General features: G+C 68.6%; 21 protein-coding genes. 4 read left to right on the top strand and 17 right to left on the bottom strand.

The annotated features are described in order from the left end of the window. Nucleotides 1-69: 69 nt before the first annotated feature. Both QJS31_RS14355 and QJS31_RS14360 read right to left on the bottom strand, forming a co-directional pair. A complete protein-coding gene (locus QJS31_RS14355; RefSeq protein ID WP_282780748.1) occupies nt 70-918 on the bottom strand; it encodes an ABC transporter permease subunit in 849 nt (282 codons plus the stop codon). Further along, nucleotides 915-1,823 carry an ABC transporter ATP-binding protein gene (locus tag QJS31_RS14360; protein WP_282780750.1) on the bottom strand — a complete coding sequence of 303 codons (909 nt, stop codon included), beginning with the start codon at nt 1,821-1,823 and terminating at the stop codon, nt 915-917. Before QJS31_RS14360 ends, QJS31_RS14355 begins: the two co-directional genes overlap by 4 nt. Nucleotides 1,824-1,950: 127 nt before the next feature. Between QJS31_RS14360 and QJS31_RS14365 the strand changes: the two genes are divergently transcribed. The 3 genes from QJS31_RS14365 to QJS31_RS14375 all read left to right on the top strand — a co-directional run bounded on the left by QJS31_RS14365 (nt 1,951) and on the right by QJS31_RS14375 (nt 4,383). Beyond that, the gene (locus tag QJS31_RS14365) at nt 1,951-3,246 is read left to right on the top strand and encodes a sensor histidine kinase (protein WP_306356916.1); all 1,296 of its coding nucleotides are present in this window, start codon (nt 1,951-1,953) and stop codon (nt 3,244-3,246) included. Further along, nucleotides 3,243-3,905 (top strand): response regulator transcription factor, encoded by a 663-nt coding sequence (locus QJS31_RS14370; protein ID WP_306356917.1) that lies wholly within the window; start codon nt 3,243-3,245, stop codon nt 3,903-3,905. Before QJS31_RS14365 ends, QJS31_RS14370 begins: the two co-directional genes overlap by 4 nt. Before the next feature lie 190 nt (nt 3,906-4,095). Next, entirely contained in the window at nt 4,096-4,383 is a 288-nt protein-coding gene (locus QJS31_RS14375; RefSeq protein ID WP_039808959.1) for a hypothetical protein, read from the top strand. Nucleotides 4,384-4,575: 192 nt separating this feature from the next. On the opposite strand, the gene QJS31_RS14380 is transcribed toward QJS31_RS14375, so the two are convergent. Beyond that, nucleotides 4,576-6,606, bottom strand: coding sequence for a hypothetical protein (locus QJS31_RS14380; protein WP_306356918.1), 2,031 nt, complete (start codon nt 6,604-6,606; stop codon nt 4,576-4,578). A gap of 125 nt (nt 6,607-6,731) precedes the next feature. On the opposite strand from QJS31_RS14380, the gene QJS31_RS14385 reads away from it, so the two are divergent. Next, nucleotides 6,732-7,397 carry a hypothetical protein gene (locus QJS31_RS14385; RefSeq protein ID WP_306356919.1) on the top strand — a complete coding sequence of 222 codons (666 nt, stop codon included), beginning with the start codon at nt 6,732-6,734 and terminating at the stop codon, nt 7,395-7,397. A 139-nt stretch (nt 7,398-7,536) separates the two neighbouring features. Here the strand turns inward: QJS31_RS14385 and QJS31_RS14390 are convergent, their stop codons facing one another. From QJS31_RS14390 to QJS31_RS14455, 14 genes are all read right to left on the bottom strand, one after another. Beyond that, the gene (locus QJS31_RS14390) at nt 7,537-10,083 is read right to left on the bottom strand and encodes an ATP-dependent Clp protease ATP-binding subunit (RefSeq protein WP_306356920.1); all 2,547 of its coding nucleotides are present in this window, start codon (nt 10,081-10,083) and stop codon (nt 7,537-7,539) included. Nucleotides 10,084-10,323: 240 nt separating this feature from the next. Further along, nucleotides 10,324-11,286 (bottom strand): triacylglycerol lipase, encoded by a 963-nt coding sequence (locus QJS31_RS14395; RefSeq protein WP_282783227.1) that lies wholly within the window; start codon nt 11,284-11,286, stop codon nt 10,324-10,326. Nucleotides 11,287-11,363: 77 nt separating this feature from the next. Continuing rightward, the gene (locus QJS31_RS14400) at nt 11,364-11,924 is read right to left on the bottom strand and encodes a DUF1772 domain-containing protein (RefSeq protein WP_282783229.1); all 561 of its coding nucleotides are present in this window, start codon (nt 11,922-11,924) and stop codon (nt 11,364-11,366) included. A gap of 129 nt (nt 11,925-12,053) precedes the next feature. After that, nucleotides 12,054-12,677 (bottom strand): FHA domain-containing protein, encoded by a 624-nt coding sequence (locus tag QJS31_RS14405; protein ID WP_051036735.1) that lies wholly within the window; start codon nt 12,675-12,677, stop codon nt 12,054-12,056. A gap of 199 nt (nt 12,678-12,876) precedes the next feature. Beyond that, a complete protein-coding gene (locus tag QJS31_RS14410; protein WP_282783233.1) occupies nt 12,877-13,236 on the bottom strand; it encodes an Lsr2 family protein in 360 nt (119 codons plus the stop codon). A gap of 118 nt (nt 13,237-13,354) precedes the next feature. Then, nucleotides 13,355-14,821, bottom strand: a complete 1,467-nt coding sequence (lysS, locus tag QJS31_RS14415) for a lysine--tRNA ligase (RefSeq protein WP_282783244.1) — start codon at nt 14,819-14,821, stop codon at nt 13,355-13,357. Nucleotides 14,822-15,033: 212 nt separating this feature from the next. Next, a complete protein-coding gene (locus QJS31_RS14420) occupies nt 15,034-15,465 on the bottom strand; it encodes a rhodanese-like domain-containing protein (protein ID WP_029925207.1) in 432 nt (143 codons plus the stop codon). Next, entirely contained in the window at nt 15,462-16,076 is a 615-nt protein-coding gene (locus QJS31_RS14425; RefSeq protein WP_306356921.1) for a cysteine dioxygenase, read from the bottom strand. Before QJS31_RS14425 ends, QJS31_RS14420 begins: the two co-directional genes overlap by 4 nt. A gap of 192 nt (nt 16,077-16,268) precedes the next feature. Then, nucleotides 16,269-17,060, bottom strand: coding sequence for a type III pantothenate kinase (locus QJS31_RS14430; RefSeq protein WP_029925204.1), 792 nt, complete (start codon nt 17,058-17,060; stop codon nt 16,269-16,271). Nucleotides 17,061-17,074: 14 nt separating this feature from the next. After that, nucleotides 17,075-17,494, bottom strand: a complete 420-nt coding sequence (panD, locus tag QJS31_RS14435; protein ID WP_306356922.1) for an aspartate 1-decarboxylase — start codon at nt 17,492-17,494, stop codon at nt 17,075-17,077. Nucleotides 17,495-17,508: 14 nt separating this feature from the next. Further along, nucleotides 17,509-18,435 (bottom strand): pantoate--beta-alanine ligase, encoded by a 927-nt coding sequence (panC, locus tag QJS31_RS14440; protein ID WP_306356923.1) that lies wholly within the window; start codon nt 18,433-18,435, stop codon nt 17,509-17,511. After that, nucleotides 18,435-19,415, bottom strand: coding sequence for a Rossmann-like and DUF2520 domain-containing protein (locus tag QJS31_RS14445; protein ID WP_306356924.1), 981 nt, complete (start codon nt 19,413-19,415; stop codon nt 18,435-18,437). The genes panC and QJS31_RS14445 overlap by 1 nt, the downstream gene beginning before the upstream one ends. A gap of 188 nt (nt 19,416-19,603) precedes the next feature. After that, nucleotides 19,604-20,803 (bottom strand): DUF6779 domain-containing protein, encoded by a 1,200-nt coding sequence (locus tag QJS31_RS14450; RefSeq protein WP_306356925.1) that lies wholly within the window; start codon nt 20,801-20,803, stop codon nt 19,604-19,606. Between the two features lie 69 nt (nt 20,804-20,872). Next, complete coding sequence (locus QJS31_RS14455) at nt 20,873-21,343, bottom strand: DUF3180 domain-containing protein (protein ID WP_282786104.1); 471 nt, start codon at nt 21,341-21,343, stop codon at nt 20,873-20,875. Nucleotides 21,344-21,345: the final 2 nt, after the last annotated feature.

A 21,345-nucleotide genomic window follows, 5' to 3' on the forward strand; every position in this document is an offset into this window, starting at 1 on the left:
TGCTCATTCCTGCCGCTGGATGCGGGCGAGAGGGCCGTCCTCACCGGACGGACCTGCCCGCACGACGCCTCACACCATGTCTCGGCGGCGCATCAGCCACGCCGTGCCACCCGCGAAGACCACCGCGTACACCGCGAGGACGACGAACGATTCGGTGCGGGTCAGAATGTCGAGCACGCCGGGGGTCGCGGGTCCGTCGGCGGTGCGCATGGATCCGGCCAGTGAACCGGCGGCGGTGCCGGGCAGATAGTCGGTGATCGGCGCGATCGGATCGAAGATGTTCGCCACCCCGCGCAGGAGCGTCTCCACCACCAGCACCCACACCAGGCCGAGACCGACCGCCAGGGCGGGACCGCGGGCGACCGCGCCGATCAGCGCGCCCGCCAGGGTCCACATGCCCAGAATCGCGGAGCCGACCACGAGGCCGAGCAGAATCCGTCCGAACGAGGGCAGCGCCGACGACTGCGACTCGCTCGCGGCGATGAGCGCCGCCACCCCGGTATCGACGACGAAGGCGACGACGACCAGGGACACCACGGTGACCGCCAGGCTCACCACCAGCCCGCCGACGGCGGCGGCCCGCGAAGGTCCCTGGGTGAACACGGTTTTCCAGCTCCCCCAGCCATACCCGCTGCCCACCGCCAGCGCGCCGAGCACCAGCATGAGCGCGCCGCCGAACATGGCCATGCCCTGGGTGAACACCTCGGGCACCGCGGTCGGCAGCAGCAACCGCAGCAGCTCCTCGCGCGGCTGCCCGCTGGGCGGGCCGCTACTGTCGCCGGTGGTGTAGGCCAGATAGTTGAACAGGTAGGCGAAGGTCAGGTTCAGCAGAATCCAGACGCCCAACACGATCCAGTAGGCGGGCCACTTGCGCAGCCGCAGGAATTCGGCACGGGAACTTGCCAGCAGGGCATTCACGACACTTGCTCCGTCATCTCGAAAAACACTTCTTCCAGGGACTTCTCATCGGTGCGCAGTTCCAGCAGATCCGCTCCGGATTCGATGACCGCGCGTGCCACCGCAGGCGCCTTCGCCACACCCGCATCGACTCTGATGCCGGTGGCGGTCAGCAGCGCGGCCCGATCACCCACCACCCGGCGCACCGCCGGGAAGGCGGTCTCCAGGGGCTCTGCGCGCAGGAAAAGGGTTGCCGCGCCCCGCAACTCACGCACCGTGGACTCGGTGAGAAGCTTGCCCCGGGAGATGACGCCGACGCGGTCGCAGATCTCCTGCACTTCGCTGAGCAGGTGAGACGACAGCACGACGGTGTGCCCGTCGGCGGCCAAACCGGTGATGAGCTCCCGCATCTCGGCCATCCCGGCCGGATCGAGACCATTGGTGGGTTCGTCGAGGATCAACAGGTCGGGGCGGCCGAGCAGGGCGGCGGCGACACCGAGCCGCTGCTTCATGCCGAGGGAGTAGGTGCGGAACCGGTCATCGCCGCGGTCGGTCAGGCCCACCCGATCCAGCACCTCCGCCACACCGCCGGATCCCGCACTCCCGCCGACTCCCCGGTAGCGGGCCAGTACGCGCAGGTTGTCGCGTCCCGACAGATACGGATAGAACCCCGGCCCCTCGATGAGGACGCCCATGCGACACAGCGCCGCCGGATCGCCGGGCGCACGACCGAGTACGGTCGCGACGCCGTCGGTGGGGCGGATGAGGCCCACCAGCATGCGCAGGGTCGTGGTCTTGCCCGCGCCGTTCGGGCCGAGGAAGCCGTAGATCTCGCCGCGGCGGACGCTCATGTCGACAGCGTCCACGGCCGTGTGCGGGCCGTAGCGTTTGGTCAACCTCTCGGTGACCGCGATCGAATCGTTCATGGCTTCAAGAATCCACCCCTGAGCTGCGGTGACACATCCGCTGCGGCGCGCGATACGGCATACGTACGCAGACGTATTTCCGGTCGGGAACCAGTCGGGAGGGTACGTACCGGGCTACCGTGCAGAGGTGACCTCGAATGCGGCGGCGACCGAATCGCCCGATCAGCCGAGGCCGGAGGTGTCACCGCTCGCCGCCGCCTGGGCACGTTGCACACGCCCGGAGTACGCCGCCCGCTGGAATGCCGCGCTGGTGCTGGTGCTGCTGATCGTGCAGGTCGGTGGCGGGTATGCGGCGAACGCGCGCGGCGAGGCGCTGCGGGCGCTGGACCCCCTCGGCTACGGCCTGCTGATCGCCGGGCCGCTGCTGCTGCTGGCGCGGCGACGGTACCCGCTGCCGGTGTTCTACACGGTCCTGGCCGTCACCGCCGCGTACCTGCTGTTCGGCTACGGGTACGGGCCGGTCTTCTTCGCCCTGATCGTCGCCTTCCTGACGGCGGGGGGCACCGGATCACGGTGGTACTCCTATCCGTTCGTGGCCCCCGGTTATCTGCTGATGGTGTGGCCGGTGCCCGAGTGGCGGGGCTACACCGGCAATGCCTGGCAGCAGTTCGGACTGCTGGCCTGGTTGATCGTGCTGGTCGCGCTCGCCGAGGCGCTGCGGCAGCGGCGGTCGGTGCTGGTGGCCCGACAGCAGCGGGCGGAGGCGGCGCGACGGCACGAGGAGGAACAGCGGGCACGAGCACTGGCCGAACGTGAACGGCGGGCCAGCGCCGAACGCCTGGAGATCGCCCGGGAACTGCACGATGTGCTCGCACACAGTCTCTCGCTCATCAATGTGCGGTCGTCGGTGGCGCTGGAACTGCTCGATCGCAGACCCGAGCAGGCGGCGGTGGCGCTGTCGGCGATCAAGACCGCCAGCAGGGACGCGCTCGGCGAGGTGCACGCGCTGCTGCGGTCGATCCGGTCCGGGGCGGGGGCCGCGCCCACTGCGCCGACCGTCGGCATCGCCGATCTGGAGAGGCTCACCGAGGCGGCACGTACCGCCGGAATCCGGGTGCGCAGCAATGTGATCGGCACCCGGCGGCGACTGCCCGCCGTGGTGGACGTGGCGGCGGCGCGCATCATCCAGGAATCGCTCACCAATGTGGTGCGCCACGCACCGGGCGCGGAAGTGCTCGTCACCGTGCACTATTCGCCCGAACAGCTGCACGTGACCGTGGACAACACCCGGCCCACCGCCCCTGCCGTGCTCACTTCGCCCGGCGGCCACGGGATTTCGGGTATGACCGAGCGCGCCCATGCCCTGGGCGGCGAGCTGTCCGCCGGGCCCGACTCCGACGGCGGCTTCCACGTGGACGCCCGACTGCCGCTGCCCCGGGTGGAACAGCGGCCGAATACGCAACGCGCACAGGAGGTGCCGTGACCATCCGGGTGGTGATCGCCGACGACCAGGCGCTGGTGCGCGCCGGATTCACGGCTCTGCTGAACGCGCAAGACGATATCGAGGTGGTGGGCGAGGCCGACAACGGCGAGCAGGCCGTGCGGCTGGCCCGTGAGCTCACCCCCGATGTGGTGCTCATGGACATCCGGATGCCGGTGCTGGACGGACTGGCGGCGACCCGGATCATCGCGGCCGAGGAACGGCTCACCGAGGTGAAGGTGGTCGTGCTGACCACCTTCGAACTGGACGAATACGTCTTCGAGGCGATGCGGGCCGGGGCCACCGGCTTCCTGGTGAAGCACACCGAACCCGCGGACCTGGTGAAGGCGGTCCGGGTGGTGGCGGGCGGCGACGCACTGCTCTCCCCGAGTGTCACCAAACGGCTGGTGGCCGAATTCGCCACCCACGCGAAACCGGCTCCGTCGGCGACGCTTTCGGAGCTCACCGACCGTGAGCGCGAGGTCATGGCGCTGGTGGCGGAGGGGCTGACCAATGCCGAGATCGCCGAGCGGCTCGCTATGAGCCCGGCCACCGCGCGCACCCACGTCAGCCGGATCCTGATGAAACTCGCGGCCCGCGACCGCACGCAACTGGTGGTCATCGCCTACGAGTCCGGACTGGTCCGGCCCGGCTGGCAGTAGGCCCGGGCCAGCGGTGATCCCGGACTACGTCCACGGACGTAGGCCGATCGTGGTCGCGTCCCCGGCGAACTGGCCCCGGCCTTCGAACGGTCCTCACCCGCATGCGCCGCAGCACCCGGGGGTAGTCCTCGAGGCGGTTTTCCGGCAGGGTCGAGGGTGAATACGCAGGCCCACGGAACGGAGAGCGGACATGCTGGTGCCCGGGTTGACGGTCACGGCGATCGGGCTGGTGGTCGCGGTGGCGGCGGGCGTCGTGCTCGGGCACGGTCCCGTGGCGCGGTCCGTGGCGGGTGGGCTCATCGGCGGCTGGCTCGGCTTCGCGGCGGGCGCCGGGATCGGGTGGCTGGTCGACTCGGCGCTGCCCGCCCCGTACTACGGCACCATGTTCGGGCACGCCCTGGCGGTCCTCGGCGCGCTGGCCTTCGTGACCAGGCCGTTCCGGTCCGGGCAGGGCAGCCTCTCAGCGAACGGGCGCTGACGCCACCCCACGCGCCGACGTCGGACGTTCCCGGCAACGCGCCCACCATCCCACCTCCGCTGACACCGGTGGCCGCCGACACCGACCCCCGAACCGGACCACCACCGCCCCGGGTGCCTCCGAACCGACCGTCTCAACGCGGAACCGGATCGGGTCCGGATGGTCGCGTGCGCCACCGATACCCGGAACGGATTACCGGCTCGTGTCCACCGCATCGTGCAGGTGCCGCGCCGCGATCAGGGTCAGGCCGTGACGTAGCCGCCGGAAGTAGGTGGCGCGACTCAGATGCAACCGCGACGCCGCCTGGACGTGGGTCGCGGAGGGGCGCAGGTGGTAAGCGGCGAGAATGGCTCCGGACTCGGCGGTGACGGGATCGGGGCTGGCGGCCAGTTCGGCGATAATGGCGCGCAGCCAACGGCGTAGCATCCGGGCGGTGGGTGTGGCCGGTGAGGTCAGCAACGGGCTGGCGGACAACACCGCGAGGTCGTCGATGCCGCGCAGGGCGGCGGCGACGTCCTCGGCCGTCGGCGCGCCGGGTATCCCCGAGAACCGCTGCAACCAGTGCCGACCCGACCCGGCCGTGAAGTCGTTGCTGTACACCTCGGGGGCGCGGCCGGAGCGGTAGAGATCGTCCCGCAGCGGTCCGTGCGGATCGAAACGCAGCGCGCGCAACAGGTTCAGGTAGTCGGGGTTCGCGGTGGAGACCACCAGATCTCCGGCGCGCGTGCCTACGGCCAGGGTATGGCGCAGGATGCGGGCGTGCGCGGCCCGATCGGTCCCGAACGCCGCGCCCAACAGCAGCCCGCCCCGGCGGTCACCGATGATCGCATCCGAATGCTGTTGCAGCAGTGGCTCGATGCTGTCGGCGGTATGGTCCGCGATGGGCATGAGGTTGGCCAGGCCGAGCAGCCGGTCGTCCTCGTCGCGAACCAGGTGGAAGCTGCTGATGTCGGTCGCGGACCAGCCGTCGACGACGCGTTCGGCCCGGTCCGGGGCGAAACCGTTGCGGTGGCTCCACTGCCGCATGAGACGGGCGATATCGTCGGCGTCCGCGGCGGTGGCCTGGTGGACGGGTCGGTCGCCGGGCACCGGCGGGAACAGTGTCGCGCGGACCGGTGCGGGCGCGGTCAGGAATAGCGCCTGCTCGGCCAGCGCCGCGCGGCGTTCGGCGTCGGCTTCTTCGCTCAGGCGGGCGAGTGCGCGAGTCGCGGTGCGGTCGCGCACCTTTCGGTGGCCGTCGGGCTGCCGCCACGTGTAGGCGAGTTCGAGTATCTCCCGATACGGTTCGGCGATCGACAGGCCGAGCGGCCCGGGCACCACCACGCTGAGCCCGGACACCAGGGTGAACAGCTCCGGCCCGCCCGCCAACCCGGCCTCGTCGGCGCTTCCGGCGGTGGCCAGCAGCCGCAGCGCGTGCTGCCACCGGCGGCCCGGTGATTCCCGGCTCAGCCGCTCGAGCAGTTCCTGTGCGATCCGGTCGGCCAGCGCGCCCGGTACCGTCGGTGGAACGCCCGCCCGCAGGGCTCGCGCGGCCGCGTGCACCACGAGCGGAATCCCGCCCGCTGTCCGCGTAACCCACGCGCGCACCGCCGGATCCGCGATCCCGGCGGCCCGCGCCGCCGCATCGATGCGGGCGTCCGGCAGCGGCACGACCCGGATCGTCGCCATATCCAGCCCCGACCACACCGGATACGAGGTCAGCGGTTTCCGGGTCACCACGACCACCGGCCCCGGATAGTCGTCCACGACCGCGCGAACCGTCCCGAGCCGCCCGGGAGCATCCGCCTCGTCGACAACCAGCGCCGCACCGGCCGTGCACGCCTCGCTCGCGGTCACCGCACCGACAGTCCCCCGATGCACATCGGCCACCCCGCCACCGGCGGCTGCTGACGGCCGATCGGCAGCGCCGCCCCGGCGACGGGTGCCCCGCGGCGGCGCTGCCGATCGGGCGGTCTCCGGCCGCACATCGGGTCTGGCCGCGGTGCCCCCAGCGACCTCATTCGCGGCCGGTCGGTGCTCACCCACGCCGTGTCCGGCGGCGGAAACGGCGAGCACTCCCGGTCCGTCGACGGTGGCGAGCGCATCGACCCGCGTCGTGGTGGAAAGACTCTCGACCAGATGGGTTTTCCCGACGCCGAGCGGTCCGCACACATTGACGAGGCGGTGCGTCGCCAGCGCCGTCCTGAGTTCGGCGAGTTGCGGCGGGTCCGCTGTCGCCGTCAACAGCTACTCCTCCGGTCGGTCTTCTGCCCGGCACTCTATCGGTAGATATGAGACCACGCTGAGACTCCTGGACGCTCGCCCACCGATAGCGTCGCCGACGCAGACCGAACAGGGAGGAATCACCCATGCAGTGGCGACAGAACGCGACCGCCCGCACGGCCCGAGCGGGCGCGCTGGTAGCGGTGGTGTGCGCGGCCGTGACCGGCTGTGCGGGCGGCGAGGACGACACGGCGCCGACCACCACGACCACCGCGGCGACGGCCGCCACCACGATCACGACCACCGCCGCCACCGCCGGAGCGGGCAGCGGCTTCGATCCGGAGAGCGTCCCGCTGTCCGATGCCGAGCTGGGCGAATTCCCCTACTTCGCCATTCCCGCCGGATTCGAGAACCCGAACACCCCGGACCCGATCGTCGAGCGCGACCGGGTGCCGGTGTGGACCGGCGACGGGCTGGAATGGGTGGTCGGCAAGGTCTACCAGTCCCCCATCTACGCCGCGGATGATGCCGCGTTCTCCAAGTTCGCGCTGATGGAGGCAATCGACGACGCGGTCGAGGACGCGGGCGGGGTGCGGGTCACCGAATCCAAGATCCCGCAGGATGTGCTGGACACGATCGACCGCGACCTGCGGGTGGCGTACAGCTCCGGACTGGGCGATATCTACAACGGCAAGGTGACGACCTACCTGGTGCGCCAGACCGACCGCCGCGTCTGGGTGCACGTCACCGCGGACAGCGCGGGCGGCAGCTGGATGATCGTGGAGGAACGCGTCGACGCCGACGGGAACTGATCGGCGGGAGGCCGAACCCCGCCGGAGCGTCGGCCCGGACGTGAATGCTTCGATCTCCCGGCGCCTTCCACGCCGAAAGCCCCGCTCACCGTTGAGGTGAGCGGGGCTTCGGCCAGCGGTTGCCGACGGCCGTCGGGTCCTACTCGCCGGAAGCGGCCGACGGCTCGCCCGCGAGGGCGACGACCGGCTTCTCCTCGGCGGAGTCCTTCTTGGTCAGCTTCATCTTGCCGGTGAAGGTGAACTTGGCGTCCTCGCCCTGGCCTTCGCCGTCCCAGTTCTCGACGTCGACCTGCACGGTCTGGCCCGCGCCCAGCTCGCCGAAGAGGATCTTCTCCGACAGCTGGTCCTCGATCTCGCGCTGAATGGTGCGACGCAGCGGACGCGCACCGAGCACCGGATCGAAACCGCGCTTGGCGAGCAGGCTCTTGGCCTTGTCGGTGAGCTCGATCTCCATGTCCTTGTTCTTCAGCTGCGTGGCGACGCGGCCGATCATCAGGTCCACCATCTCGATGATCTGATCCTGGGTGAGCTGGTGGAAGACGATCACGTCGTCGATGCGGTTGAGGAACTCGGGGCGGAAGTGCTTCTTCAGCTCGTCGTTGACCTTGAGCTTCATCCGCTCGTAGTTCGAGCCCTCGGAGTTGCTCTGCGCGAAGCCGAGGCCGACCGCCTTCGAGATGTCCTGCGTGCCGAGGTTCGAGGTGAAGATCAGCACCGTGTTCTTGAAGTCGACCGTGCGGCCCTGGCCGTCGGTGAGACGGCCGTCCTCGAGCACCTGCAACAGGGTGTTGTAGATCTCCTGGTGGGCCTTCTCGATCTCGTCGAAGAGCACGACCGAGAACGGCTTGCGGCGCACCTTCTCGGTGAGCTGGCCGCCCTCCTCGTACCCGACGTAGCCCGGAGGGGCACCGAACAGGCGCGAGGCGGTGAAGCGGTCGTGGAACTCGCCCATGTCGATCTGGATGAGCGCGTCGTCGTCGCCGAACAGGAAGTTGGCGAGCGCCTTGGACAGCTCGGTCTTACCGACACCGGACGGACCGGCGAAGATGAACGAGCCCGAGGGACGCTTGGGATCCTTCAGACCGGCGCGGGTGCGGCGGATGGCCTTGGAGACGGCCTTGACCGCATCCTCCTGGCCGATGATCCGCTTGTGCAGCTCGTCCTCCATGCGGAGCAGACGGGTGGTCTCCTCCTCGGTGAGCTTGAACACCGGGATACCGGTCCAGTTGGCCAGCACCTCCGCGATCTGCTCGTCGTCGACCTCGGCGACGACGTCCAGATCGCCGGAGCGCCACTGCTTCTCGCGCTCACCGCGCTTGGCGACGAGCTGCTTCTCCTTGTCGCGCAGGCGCGCGGCCTTCTCGAAGTCCTGCGCGTCGATGGCGCTTTCCTTCTCGCGGCGGGCGTCGGCGATCTTGTCGTCGAATTCGCGCAGGTCCGGCGGCGCGGTCATGCGGCGGATGCGCATGCGCGCACCGGCCTCGTCGATGAGGTCGATGGCCTTGTCCGGCAGGAACCGGTCATTGATGTAGCGGTCCGCCAGGGTGGCCGCGGCCACCAGCGCGCCGTCGGTGATGGACACCCGGTGGTGCGCCTCGTAGCGGTCGCGCAGACCCTTGAGGATGTTGATGGTGTGCTCGACGGTCGGCTCGCCCACCTGCACCGGCTGGAAGCGGCGCTCCAGCGCGGCGTCCTTCTCGATGTACTTGCGGTACTCGTCGAGGGTGGTCGCGCCGATGGTCTGGAGTTCACCGCGGGCCAGCTTGGGCTTGAGGATGGAGGCCGCGTCGATGGCGCCCTCGGCCGCGCCCGCACCCACCAGGGTGTGCAGCTCGTCGATGAACAGGATGATGTCGCCGCGGGTGTTGATCTCCTTGAGCACCTTCTTCAGGCGCTCCTCGAAATCACCGCGGTAGCGGCTGCCCGCGACCAGGGATCCCAGGTCGAGGGTGTAGAGCTGCTTGTCCTTCAGCGTCTCCGGCACCTCGCCGTTGACGATGGCCTGGGCGAGGCCCTCCACGACGGCGGTCTTGCCGACGCCGGGCTCACCGATCAGGACCGGGTTGTTCTTGGTACGGCGGCTGAGCACCTGCATGACGCGCTCGATTTCCTTCGAGCGGCCGATGACCGGGTCCAACTTGCCCTCGAGGGCGGCCTGGGTCAGGTTGCGGCCGAACTGGTCGAGCACCAGCGAGGTGGACGGGGTGCCCGCCTCACCGCGGGTGCCGGACTCCACCGGCTCCTTGCCCTGGTACCCGGACAGCAGCTGGATGACCTGCTGGCGCACCCGGTTGAGGTCCGCGCCCAGCTTGACCAGCACCTGCGCCGCGACGCCCTCACCCTCGCGGATCAGGCCGAGCAGAATGTGCTCGGTGCCGATGTAGTTGTGGCCGAGCTGCAGCGCCTCGCGCAGCGACAGCTCCAGCACCTTCTTGGCACGCGGGGTGAAGGGGATGTGACCGGACGGGGCCTGCTGGCCCTGACCGATGATCTCCTCGACCTGACTGCGCACACCCTCGAGCGAAATGCCCAGCGACTCCAGGGACTTCGCCGCGACACCCTCGCCTTCGTGGATCAGACCCAGCAGGATGTGCTCGGTGCCGATGTAGTTGTGGTTGAGCATCCGGGCCTCTTCTTGGGCCAGGACAACGACACGCCTCGCGCGGTCGGTGAACCTCTCGAACATCGCTCCCTCACTCTCCTGCTCCGCTATCTACGGCGTCCGGCGCTTCAGTGTTCGACTGAAGGCCAGCCTGCCATGAAGCCCTGGGGTTGCATCCCCCTGGCCTCCACTCTAGTGGCCAGGGGTTCCGCCCGTCGTCCGTCCACCCTATTGCGAACCGGCGACAGTACGACTCATTCCCTCATAACGGGGTGGTACCCGGGTTCGTTTCCGGCCCGGCTACGCCCAGAGCGAACATACGAACTAACTGCCCGTCAGCGGGGGGATCAAACCGCATGGAACGTTACGGAGCTGCGTCGGATCGAGCGCGTTCAGCGCGAAGGCGGCGGTGCGCGAACTTCCGGCTATCGCCATGTGATCGGAGAAGTCGGTGGGGCAGCCGTCCTGCACCAGGATGTTCGTGGCGTTCGGACCGGGCACGAGGGCGACCGAGGGGAACACGCCCTCGTCGTAGGAGGTCGCGATATTGGTGTAGGTGACCGAAGGGTGGTACACGCCATCGGCGTTGAGCGCGTCCAGGAACGTCGAACCGCCCAGCATCTGCGGGCACGCCTGGCACACCAGGCCCATGGCGGCCATCTTGTCGACGCTGTCGGCGTCCACGCCCAGTTCGCGGCCGAAAGCCCGGATGACCCGCATCTGATCGCCGAACAGCCCCCGCCACGGCGGTGCGATCCCGACGAACTTGTCCACCTTGCCCGCGCCGCCGAGCCGCTTGACGTAGTAGTTGCCGACGATATTGCCCTGCGAGTGCGCGACGACGTCGACCCGCGCGGCGCCGGTGGCGGCGAGCACGCGGTCCACGAAGGCACCCACCTGCGCGGCGCTCTCCGGCAGCGGGCGCATCCCGCCCATGGCCGACAGCGGCCACGGCACGTCCAGGCTGCCGTAGGTCAGCGCGTAGACGCAGTAGCCCTCGTTGGCCAGCAGCGGGACGTACGCGCCCCAGTTGGTCTGCGCGCCGCCCGCGGTGCCGTGCAGCAGCACCACCGGGTTCGGGTGCGCCGCAGTGGGTTCGCAGTTCCAGTCGTTGGAACCGGGTAGCGCGCCGCCGGGAACGGCGAGTTCGTTGGGGATGCCCGCGAAGAAGTTGTAGACCACCGGGTACTCGGCCCGGGCGGGTGTGCTCGCGGCGGTCCACAGCGCGGCCAGCACGGCCATGATCAGCAGTGTTCCCGGCGAGCGCCGGAACAGGGTGCGGCGCATATCCCCTCCAAAACTAGAACGTGTTCCGGGAAATGTAACCGGAACACGTTCTAGATCACGGCGGAAACGGCGAGAAACTAGCCGACCTGCCGCGGCGTGTATGAGACAGTTCCGGCGCTCGACGGCGTCGCCTCGGCCTCGCCGTGCTGCTGCCCCGCCACGAACAACGCGCCCAGCAGCACCAGGAAGGCCAGGGTGTGCAGCACCGCGCGCACGATATTCCAACGGACCCAGGCGGATTCGAACTGCGCCCGGACCGCCGCCAGATCGGCGATGCCCGCCGGATCACCGGCCGCCGCCAGCTGGTTGTTGAGCGGGACGTTGCCGCCCGCGGTCACGCCGAAGGCGATCACATTGAGCACCAGGGCGATCGCGATCCACAGCAGCACGGTCCGGAAGTCCTTGCCCAGATGCAGGGCCGCGGCCAGCGTCGTGAAGCCGACCGTGCCCATGAACGCGATCATGAACCACGGATTGATGATGACCACGTTGACCTTCTGCATCACGTCGACCATGGTGCGGTCGTCGCTGCGGCCCAGCGCCAGCATGACCGAGTTGGCGTACGCGTAGAACAGCCCCGCGATCAGGCCGGTGGACAGGGTCGCCGCCACCAGAGCGGCAATGCGAAGGGCGAACATGAAAACTCTCCTGACTGGGCGGGTTCCGAGGAATCCGGTTGCTTCGCCTGCTAGTCAAGCCGGTTCGGCCGCGATTGACCATGGCCGAAACTCTCACCGACATCCGCGGGAGTCCACTCGGTTCGAGCGCTACAGATCCCGGTCGGAGATGACGCCGCTCTGCATGGCCAGTCCCGCGAGGCGGACGCGCTTCTGGTTCTGCGGCAGATCCTCCACGCCGAACTTGGCGAACAGCGCGCGCAGGTGCGTCTTGATGGCGTCCACGCTGAGGAACAGCTCCGCGGCGATCTGCTGATTCGAGGCCGGGGTCGCGAAGCCCGCATTGTTCTTGTACGGGCGGCACAGCGCGACCAGGACCGCACGCTGGGTCTCGGTGAGCGAGCGCAGCGTGGGCAGCGAGCCCGTGGAGGTCTGGGTGATGTCGCCGGAGGCCCCGGTGAAGTCGTGGAAGGTGACCCGCGTGGTACCCATCCGGATGACGTCACCGGGCGCGAGGCGGTGGCGGCCCACCAGTCGGTCGCCGTTGACGAATGTGCCGTTGCGGGAAAGCCCGTCGTCGACGATGGTCCAGTGCGCGCCCAGGTATTCGACGGTGGCGTGCAGGCGGGAGACCTCGACGTCCCAGGAGAGGGCGAGGTCGGCCTGCGGCGAGCGGCCGATGGTGACGCGGGGGCGATCCGGGGCCAGCATCAGCTCGTGCTGATGACCCTGGTGATCCTTGACCCGCAGGAATGAGCCCTGGAATGCGGTCACTGCGCCGTTACCTCGTCTCTCCACCCAGCCAGTGACGTCGTTCGCACACAGTCAATGGTGCCGTGCGGAGTCGGCCCGAGCAAGATCGTGCTTCCGAGATGGGCAGCCAGCACCCATGACCGGTTATGCGTAAAGCGTATGAATAAAACTACCGCCGCCCGGGCTCGCACAAACACCCGAGCGACGGTCGCTAATACAACTACTTCGCGGCGGCCTTGTTGTAAGCCTCGGTGATGTCCGCGGAGATACGTCCGCGAGCCGACACCTTGTGCCCATTCCGACGCGCCCATTCCCGAATCGCCGCACTTTGTTCACGATCGGGGGAAACCCGACTCTTCGGTCCCGCGGTGGCACCCGCGGCGGCCTTGGTGCGACGGCGACCGCTCACCTTGCGGGCGGCGGCCACCCAGGTCTCCAAACCGTCACGCAGCTTGGCCGCATTATCCGACGACAGGTCGATCTCGTACGACACCCCATCGATAGCGAACTCGATGGTCTCGTCCGCGATGGACTCACCGTCGACATCGTCGATCAGGCTAACGGTGACCTTCTTTGCCATGAGATGAACGTCCTCTCGAAATCGTGCGACCCTGCAAACCAGGCCGATTACCCGAAGTCAGAATACCGCTGAATTCCGATACTCCCGAAGTGGGTATCGGCAATGCAATCCGGCGCACTCAGCGAGCCGACGGACGCACAATTGGAAAGAGTATCGTTTCTCGGATTCCCAAGCCAGTCAGCGCCATGAGCAACCGATCGATTCCCATACCGGTTCCGGTCGTAGGCGGCATACCGTGCTCCATCGCGGCCAGGAAGTCCTCGTCCAGCCGCATCGCCTCGTCATCACCGGCGGCGGCCAAACGCGCTTGATCGACGAACCGCTCCCGCTGGATCACCGGATCAACGAGTTCGGAATAGCCGGTTGCGAGCTCGAAGCCGCGGACGTACAGATCCCACTTTTCGGTAACCCCGCGTTTGCTGCGATGCTGACGTGTCAACGGAGAGGTCTCCACCGGGAAGTCGCGCACGAAAGTCGGCGCATAGAGCTTGTCCCCGTAGACGTGCTCCCACAGTTCCTCGACCAGTTTGCCGTGGCCGTACCCCTTACCCTCGGGAATTTCCAGACCGACCCGATCAGCCAGGGCCAGCAATTCCTCGACGGTCGTTTCCGGAGTCACCTCGACACCGATCGACTCCGACAGCGACGGGTACATCTCGACGGTCGTCCACTCGCCCGACAGGTCGTATTCCGTGCCATCGGCAAGGGTTACCACCTGGGTGCCGTAGACCTCCTGCGCGACCTCCTGGATCAATTCCCGCATCATCGTCGCGGAATCGTCGTAGGTGCCGTACGCCTCGTAGGTTTCCAGCATTGCGAACTCCGGCGAATGGGTGGAGTCCGCACCCTCGTTGCGGAAGTTGCGGTTGATCTCGAAGACCTTCTCCAGGCCGCCGACCACGCAGCGCTTCAGGAACAGCTCCGGCGCGATGCGCAGGTAGAGGTCCATGTCGAGGGAGTTCGAGTGGGTGACGAACGGTCGCGCCGCCGCACCGCCGTGCAGCGTCTGCAGCATCGGGGTCTCGACCTCGAGGAAGCCCCGGCGCTCCAGGGCATTGCGCAGGGCGCGCACCGCGGCCACGCGGGTACGGGCCATCTCGCGCGCCTCCGGGCGCACGATCAGGTCCACGTAGCGCTGGCGGACGCGCGACTCCTCGTTCATCTCCTTGTGCGCCACCGGAAGCGGGCGCAGGGCCTTGGCCGCCATCGCCCAGGAATCGGCCATCACGCTCAATTCGCCACTGCGCGAAGCGATCACCTCGCCGTGCACGGAAACGAAGTCACCGAGATCCACATCGGCCTTCCAGGCGGCGAGGGATTCCGCGCCGACCCCGTTCAGGCTGATCATGGCTTGCAGTTTGGTGCCGTCGCCCTCCTGGAGCGTGGCGAAGCACAGTTTGCCGGTATTGCGCATGAATATGACGCGGCCGACAATCCCGACCATGAGGCCGGTCTGGGTGTCCGGCGCGAGATCCGGGTAAGCGGTACGAATTTCGGCGAGCGAGTGCGTGCGCTCGACCACCACCGGGTACGCCTCCCGCCCCTCGGCGAGCAGACGCTCCCGCTTCTCCTGGCGAATCCGCATCTGCTCGGGAACATCGTGTTCCACGGCCGCACGCGCGGCGGCGGCCTTGGCCTGCCCGGAGGCGGCCGAGTCGGCGGTACCGGAAGAAGAGGGATTGGGGGTGCTCACGGAGCACCACCCTATCGTGCGGCGGAAATCGTTTTTCTCCCCGCCCGACCGTTCGCCGGGCATAACGATACGGCCACGATCGGCCTACGATCGCGGATATCGAATTAGAGCCACGCGAGGGTGGCGACCTCGCGCTGGAAGTGCGGCGCGGCCGCCGCCACGGTGAGCAGTCCGGCCGCTTTCAGTGCCTGATATCCGCCCACCAGATCGGTGGCGCGATGCAATCCCAGCTGCTGCAGCGAGGCAGCGGCGAGGCTCGAGGTGTAGCCCTCCGAGCAGACGACGATCCATTCCACGTCGTGGTCGGTGGCCAGCGCCAGCCGCGCGGAACTGGCCGGGTCGAGCCGCCACTCCAGCACATTGCGCTCGATGACCAGGGCCCCCGGAATGGTGCCCTCCTTGATGCGCTGCGCCTGGGGGCGAATGTCGACGAGGATCGCACCCCGCCCGACCGCCTGCGGCAGTTCGAAGGCGTAGACACGCCGCAGACGACCGCGCGCCTGCTCGAGCATGCCGTCGATAGTCAAGTGGCTCATTCCAGTTCACCTTCGGGCTGGTCGGTGAGGACGGTGTGGGTGCGTTTGAGGGTGCCGTGGCCGGTGACGTCGTAATAGGACATGGCCGACAGCGGTGGGGAGTAGGTGTGCACGCTGAGCGTGGGGTTCAGCGGGCCGACGTCGCCCGCCTCGGCATCGTCGGCACGCACCACGTCGTGCACCCAGCCGAGCGGGAAGGATGCCTGATCACCGGCGGTGAGGATGCGGCGGCGCAGATCGGAGCCGTTCCACCGGAACTCCGCGAGCGCGCCGGAGAGCACCGTCAGCGCGCCCAGCGAACCGGCGTGGTCGTGCAGCCGGGTGGATTTCTCGGCCACCCAGCTGATGAGCCAGACATCCACCTCGTCGTCGGCGAGCAGCCGCACCGCCCAGCGGTTCTCCGTGGGCCACAGGCCGTTCTCCGGCAGCAGGTGGTCGTAGCGGCCCGCCAGCACGTCCTCGGCGCCCTCGTCGGTCAGGCGCAGCAGGTCGGCGGGTCGCAGGCGAGTCGGCAGGGCGGAGGCGGTGGCGCGCTCGGTCACCTCGGGCAGCAGGGCCTCGGTGCGGGTGCGCACGGCGGAATTCGACAGGGAAAGTGCAGAGGAACGCATGAGCGAAACTCCAGGAATGTGTGGTTGGTCGAGGGGCTATCGGAAGCCTCGACGACAGCCGAGGCGAATCAGCCTCGACAACACTCCTGGGTGCTCACACGGAAATACACGAGCGAGAGTCTAACAGTGGATTCCCGCGAAGCAACAGACGGCCGGGGAGACGACTGCGTCACGTTCCGGCCGATCGGTCCGTTATCGGCGGCGTTGCTGATTACGTTCGTACACCAGCCGCAGCCCCGCCAGGGTGAGATGCGGTTCATGGTGTTCGATGGTCTCCGATTCCGGCACGATGAGCGGCGCGGAAGCGCCCGTGGCCACCACGGCCACGTCGTCACCGGCGAACGCGTCGAACTCATCGCGAATACGGTCGATCAGCCCGTCCACCAGGCCCGCGAAACCGAAAATCGCGCCCGACTGCATGCACTCCATACTGTTCTTGCCCACCACCGACCGCGGGCGCGCCAGTTCCGCACGCCGCAGGGCACTGCGCTCCACCAGCGCCTCGGTGGAGATTTCCACCCCCGGGGCGATGATGCCGCCCAGGAATTCCCCCTTGGCGGAAACCAGGTCCACGCAGATGGCGGTGCCGAAATCCACCACGATCGCCGGGGACGAGAAACGGTGATACGCGGCAAGGCAATTCACGATGCGGTCCGCGCCGACCTCTTTCGGATTGTCGACGAGCAGCGGAATTCCCGTTCGCACACCGGGTTCCACGACGACGTGGGAAACGTGACCCCAGTAGCGGGACAGCATCTCGCGCAGTTCCCGCAATACCGGCGGCACCGTCGACAATGCCGAAACACCGGTCACCTGTTCGGCATCCGCGCCGATCAGACCGCGCACCTGCAATGCGAACTCGTCCGCGGTGAACAGCGGATTGGTGTGCATCCGCCAGTGCCGCACCAGTTTCGAATGGTCACCGCCGCCGGAGAACAGGCCCAGCTCGATCGAGGTGTTGCGGACGTCGATGGTCAGCAGCATGGCCGCACCCGAGGTCAGGCGAACGACAGCGAGCGCGGCGAGGTCAGGCCGGAGTCCTCCGGCGCGTGCGCCGGATCCGAACCCAGCTCCACCTGCCGGTTGCGGTCGTCCACGAACACCACGCGGGGTTCGTAGCTCTTCAGCTCCCGCTCGTCCATCATGCCGTAGGCGATGAGGATGACCAGATCGCCGGGCTGCACGAGATGCGCTGCAGCGCCGTTGATTCCGATGACGCCGGAACCGCGCTCACCCGCGATCACATAGGTCTCGAGGCGAGCGCCGTTGGTGATGTCGACAATGCAGACCTGCTCACCCTCGAGCAGATCGGCGGCGTCGAGCAGATCCTGATCGACCGTCACCGAACCGACGTAGTGCAGATCGGCGTGAGTCACCGTGGCGCGGTGGATCTTCGACTTCATCATGGTGCGCAACATCGTCGTCGCCCTTCTTAGAAAGATGCCTGGGCAGGCTGGTCGGGGGTGGTCGGGTGGCCGTCGATCGGAATGCCGAGGGTGACAGGCATATTGTCGATGAGCCGGGTGCTGCCGATCCGGGCGGCGATCAGCAGGCGGGCATTGCCCTCCGCGCGAACCGGGCCGAGATCGGAGCCGCGCAGCTCCAGGTAGTCGAGTTCGATGGCCGGAGCCTCGGCCAGCACCATGCGGGCGGCCTCGAGGACCTTGTCCGCACCCAGGCCCGCGGCGTGGCGGCCCGCGGCCAGGGCGGCCGAGAGTACCGTGGCCAGCTCACGCTGCTCCGGATCGAGGTAGCGGTTGCGTGAGGACAGCGCCAGGCCGTCGTGCTCGCGGACGGTGGCGACCGGCACGATCTTCAGGCCCATGTTCAGATCGCGCACCATCTGGCGGATCAGTGTCAGCTGCTGGTAGTCCTTCTCGCCGAAGAACGCCTCGTGCGGGTCGGTGATGTCGAACAGCTTGGCGACCACGGTGAGGACGCCCGCGAAATGGCCGGGACGGACCGCGCCCTCGAGTTCGTCGCCGAGCGGGCCGGGGTGCACGGTGGTGCGCGGGCCCTCGGGGTACATGTCGTCGGCGCTGGGCGCGAAGACCAGCTCGACGCCCTCCGCGCGCAACAGCTCCACATCGGCGTCGAGGGTGCGCGGATACTTGTCCAGATCCTCGTTCGCCCCGAACTGCAAAGGATTCACGAAGATCGAGACGATGATGGCCTGGTTGGTGCGCTTGGCGCGACGCACCAGTTCCAGATGACCCTCGTGCAGTGCCCCCATGGTCGGCACCAGCGCGACCCGGCGGCCCACCTGGCGCAGCGCATGGGAGACCTTGCTCATGATCGCCGGATCGTGCAGCACGGTGAGTTCACCGCGCTTGTAGGTGCCACGCAGCGTGGGATCCATCAGTTGCCTTCCTTCGCCTGGTCGGAGCCCTCGGCGGCATCGCGCCGACCGCTCGGGGATGCCAGCAGTTCGACCAGCGCCGGATTGGTGCCGGCACGCTGGGCGGTGCGCAGCGAGAGCGCGCGGTAGCCCGCGGCCAGCTCCGCGTCGGTGGACTCGAGTGCGTTCAGATGCGCGGCCACGGCGTCCACATCGCCGCGAGCCACCGGACCGGTCAGCGCGGACGGCCCGCGGCGCAGGGCATTGTCGAGTGCGGCCGAGGCCAGCGGGGCCAGCACGCGTTCGGCCAGGCCGCCCGGCTGGTCGTCTACGAGCTGCTGGCCCAGCAGGCCGGGACCGGCGAGCGCGGCGCGCAACGCCTCCACCGCGTCCAGAATCAACGTAACCAGGTGATTGCTGCCATGGGCCAGGGCCGCGTGGTACAGCGTGCGATGCTCCTCGGCGACCCGCACCGGTTCGCCGCCCATCTCGATAACCAGCGACTGGGCGATGGCATAGCCGATATCGTCCGCGGCGGTGATGCCGAAGCAGGCGTTGCCGAGCCGGGACACATCCTCGTCATGCCCGGTGAACGTCATGGCCGGGTGAATGGCCAGCGGTAGCGCGCCGCGTGCGGTCAAGGGGGCCAGCACGCCGATACCGTTCGCGCCCGAGGTGTGCGCCACGATGGTGCCGGGCCGCACCGCGTCCGCCGTCGCCAACCCCGAAACCAGACCGGCCAGCTCACTGTCCGGTACGGCCAGCAGCAGTAGTTCTGCGCGACGCGCCACCTCCTCGGCCGGCAGAATCTCCGAATCCGGCAGCCGGGTCCGGGCACGATGCACCGAGGCGTCCGAGATACCGGATACGCCGAACACCACATGACCGGCACGCTCCAGTGCCGCACCCAACGCGGACCCGACGCGTCCCGCCGAGACGATTCCCACCGTCAACCGTGCAGGCGCAGGGTCGGTCCCGCAGACAGCCTTGTCCGAGGTCACCCTTGTCCTCTCGAAAGTGGCGTTCCAGTCCCGCGCTACGCGGGTACCGGACGTTACGCCGACGAGAATATCGGTGCCGATTCGCGGCTGCCACGAACTGTGGGAAGTGCCACTCGGCGCGCCCGGGCGGCGGCCGCGTACGACATGCGGCCGCCGCCGAGCCCGGATGCGCCGTGCGGTGCGGCTGGCTAGCGGTCGCCCTCGGAGCGCAGGTTGGCCATGATCTCGGCCACCGAGAGGCGACGTCCGCTGTCGGCCTCGGAATCCTCGTCGGCGCGGCGACGGCGGCGGGTGCTGGCGGTTCCGATGGGGGTGGGATGGGAGGCGGTCTCGCCCGCGACCACCGTGGTGGGTCGAGTCGCGCCGTTCGGTGCGGTGTCCCGGGCTGCGCCGGCGGGAGCCGAGACTCCGGTCGCGGTGCGGTCGCCGTCCTCGCTGCCCGCGCCGTCGCCGTCCTCGCTGCCCGCGGCGTCGGATCCGCCGTCGGGGGCATCGCTCACGGCGACGAACCTGCCGCTGACGGCGGCCGTGTCGAGATCGGTGGCGGCGGGGCCGATGTCGGGGACGCCGATGTCGATACCACCGGAGATGCTGGGGTCCAGGGCCGCATCGGCGCGATTCTTGGAGTCGTCGAAGGGGTCGAAGTCGTCGGCGGGGGCGGGGCCGAAAGCGGCGGCCCGGTCGGCTTGTTCGCGAATGGCGGCGTATTCGGCGCGGGCCTGGTCGTAGTCGGCGGCCGAGACGGCGGCGGTCTCGGCGGTCACCGGCTCGTCATCGGGGCTGGCGAAGGCGGGGGGCTCGGGGTGGTCGGGTTCGAAGACCGGAGTGACGGGGTGCCGCGACTCCCACGGATCCCAGGGGGTGGCGTCCTCCCAGTTATCGTTCGCCGCACCGAGCGAGGCGGTGGCGGGCGAACCGGGGAGTTCCTGGACTCGGACCGCGTCGGCGCGCAGCGCGGGGCGGTCGTAGTCCAGGTTGCCGTCGAAAAGACGCTGCAGGGACTCGCGTAGGACGGTGAGTTCGGCGCGCAGCGCGGCCAGTTCGGCGGCGTCGGCGCCCACCTCTTGGCGGACCCGGGACTCGACACCGAGCTCGTATTCGCGGCGGGCGGCAACCTCGCGTTCCAACTGCAGATGGTAGACCTTCTGGAGGTCACCGACTTTCGCCTTGTCGACGGCCGCCTCCCTGCGATAACGCGTCGCGGCGAGGGCTCCGATGGCGGCGGCCCAGAGGGCCGCCACCAGTCCGATGCGCACGAATTGGACGTTGTCGCTGAAGACCAGGAACACACTGGCAACCAGACCCAGAAGGATCAGAACACCGGTGAAGAACTTTCCCGCGTCCTCCCGCCGGCGACGGGAAGCACTGCTCCGGGAGGGTGAAACCATGTCCGCCAGCGTAGCTTGTCCGAGACGGTCAGATGCCCAGGTTGCCTGCGATTCCCGGCAAAACGTTAGCTAAGATGTTGCCGCTTCGTCTGGGGGTTCACTCGGCGCGCGACAGCAATACTCCAGCCACAGCGCGGCGGCCACCAGCGCCGCACCGGCGAGCAGCCCCACCACCGCCCCCGGGGTATCCGCCTCCGCCGCACGCAGTTCCGAGCGCTGCGGCAGCACCCAGATCAGGAAGCCCAGCCACACACCCGCCACCAGCGATCCCACCTGCGCCGACGCTTTGGCCAGCGCCACCGCCCGCGCGGCCGTGATCGGATGCAGCTGCCGCGAATCGCTGCCGATCCGCCCGTCCCCCACCCGCGCCCGAATGATGAACGCCAACACCACCTCCAGCACCGCCACCGGCAGCAGGGACGCCCCCGCGAACACCGAGATGGGCGGGAAGCTCGAATAGGCCGCCCGCGTGGCGATCCAGGCCACGATCGCGGCCAGCAGCACATTCGCGAACAGATCAAGTACCCGCGTCGGTCTCACAG

This window comes from Nocardia sp. CC213A (genome assembly GCF_030766805.1).
GTDB lineage: Bacteria > Actinomycetota > Actinomycetes > Mycobacteriales > Mycobacteriaceae > Nocardia > Nocardia otitidiscaviarum.

Coding starts and splice junctions, on each gene's coding strand:
- QJS31_RS14360 (WP_282780750.1), bottom strand. CDS start 1,823: ATGAACGATTCGATCGCGGTCACCGAGAGGTTGACCAAACGCTACGGC.
- QJS31_RS14375 (WP_039808959.1), top strand. CDS start 4,096: ATGCTGGTGCCCGGGTTGACGGTCACGGCGATCGGGCTGGTGGTCGCG.
- QJS31_RS14385 (WP_306356919.1), top strand. CDS start 6,732: ATGCAGTGGCGACAGAACGCGACCGCCCGCACGGCCCGAGCGGGCGCG.
- QJS31_RS14390 (WP_306356920.1), bottom strand. CDS start 10,083: ATGTTCGAGAGGTTCACCGACCGCGCGAGGCGTGTCGTTGTCCTGGCC.
- QJS31_RS14395 (WP_282783227.1), bottom strand. CDS start 11,286: ATGCGCCGCACCCTGTTCCGGCGCTCGCCGGGAACACTGCTGATCATG.
- QJS31_RS14400 (WP_282783229.1), bottom strand. CDS start 11,924: ATGTTCGCCCTTCGCATTGCCGCTCTGGTGGCGGCGACCCTGTCCACC.
- QJS31_RS14410 (WP_282783233.1), bottom strand. CDS start 13,236: ATGGCAAAGAAGGTCACCGTTAGCCTGATCGACGATGTCGACGGTGAG.
- lysS (WP_282783244.1), bottom strand. CDS start 14,821: ATGCGGATTCGCCAGGAGAAGCGGGAGCGTCTGCTCGCCGAGGGGCGG.
- QJS31_RS14420 (WP_029925207.1), bottom strand. CDS start 15,465: ATGAGCCACTTGACTATCGACGGCATGCTCGAGCAGGCGCGCGGTCGT.
- QJS31_RS14425 (WP_306356921.1), bottom strand. CDS start 16,076: ATGCGTTCCTCTGCACTTTCCCTGTCGAATTCCGCCGTGCGCACCCGC.
- QJS31_RS14430 (WP_029925204.1), bottom strand. CDS start 17,060: ATGCTGCTGACCATCGACGTCCGCAACACCTCGATCGAGCTGGGCCTG.
- panD (WP_306356922.1), bottom strand. CDS start 17,494: ATGTTGCGCACCATGATGAAGTCGAAGATCCACCGCGCCACGGTGACT.
- panC (WP_306356923.1), bottom strand. CDS start 18,435: ATGGATCCCACGCTGCGTGGCACCTACAAGCGCGGTGAACTCACCGTG.
- QJS31_RS14450 (WP_306356925.1), bottom strand. CDS start 20,803: ATGGTTTCACCCTCCCGGAGCAGTGCTTCCCGTCGCCGGCGGGAGGAC.